Source organism: Acinetobacter geminorum, assembly GCF_013009345.1.
Classification (GTDB): Bacteria; Pseudomonadota; Gammaproteobacteria; order Pseudomonadales; family Moraxellaceae; genus Acinetobacter; species Acinetobacter geminorum.
This window is the reverse complement of sequence record NZ_JABELE010000046.1, coordinates 1-1,228: the sequence shown is the minus strand read 5'-3', so window position 1 is coordinate 1,228 and position 1,228 is coordinate 1. Positions and strand designations below refer to the sequence as shown.

The window sequence follows — 1,228 nt, the reverse complement described above, 5'->3', positions numbered from 1 at the left end:
GGGACTGTTCTAAATTTTGTGTAAGTACTTAATTTTCATTTATCCTTCAGAGGATAATTACAAAAGGTACTTCACATGGATGAAGCAACAATCAAAAGTATGGCTGCCGAATTGGCTAAAGGTCTAAAAACACCAGAAGACTTAAACCAAATGACAGCAGTCTTTAAAAAATTCATGATTGAAACTGCACTCAATACTGAACTTTCAGACCATCTCGGTTATGAAAAGCATCAGCCCAAGAAAGGCTCAAATAGCCGTAATGGGTTTAGTTCTAAAACCATTACAACTCAAGATGGACAACTGGCTTTAGATATTCCCCGTGATCGAGAAGGTTCATTTGAGCCACAAATTATCAAAAAGCACCAAACACGCATCACCAGTATGGATGACCAAATCCTCTCACTGTATGCAAAAGGAATGACTAATAGGGAAATTGTAGCCTTCTTCAAAGAAATGTACGATGCCGATGTGTCAGCATCTCTCATCAGCAAAGTTACCGATGCTGTGATTGAGCAAGTGACTGAGTGGCAAAATAGAGCCTTAGATAGCCTTTATCCTGTTGTCTATCTTGACTGTATTGTTGTCAAAGTCCGTCAGCACTCCAATGTGATTAACAAGTCCGTATACCTTGCTTTAGGCATCAATATGGATGGGCAAAAAGAATTACTGGGTATGTGGATTGCTCAGACAGAAGGTGCCAAATTCTGGCTGTCAGTCATGACAGAGCTAAAAAATCGAGGAGTACAGGACATTCTTGTTGCCTGTGTAGATGGATTAAAAGGCTTCCCTGACGCGATAACCTCTGTTTACCCTCATACTGATATTCAACTGTGTATCGTGCATGTTGTACGCAATAGCCTGAGATTTGTAAGCTGGAAAGACTACAAAGCTGTTACGTCGGGTCTGAAAGCGATTTATCAGGCAAGTACAGAGGAAAATGCTTTAAAATCCCTAGACATCTTCTGTGATCAATGGAATCACCAGTATCCCAAAATTGGAGAATCCTGGCGGGCCAATTGGGAAAATATCCGAACGATCTTTAGCTATCCAGCCGAAATACGTCATGCAATTTATACAACAAATGCGATTGAGTCGTTGAATAGCGTAATACGCCATTCAACGAAGAAAAGGAAAATCTTTTCATCTGATGACTCAGTAAAGAAGGTCATTTACTTAGCAACATCAAATGCTGCGAAGAAATGGACGATGCCAATTCAAAATTGGCGTT

1 protein-coding gene is annotated in these 1,228 nt (G+C 40.1%); it reads left to right on the top strand.

Annotated features, from left to right (window positions below; all coding sequences use genetic code 11):
- Positions 1 to 75 precede the first annotated feature (75 nt).
- A partial coding sequence (locus tag HJG58_RS18585; protein WP_170249800.1) for an IS256-like element ISAba26 family transposase occupies positions 76 to 1,228 on the top strand: 1,153 nt, incomplete at its 3' end.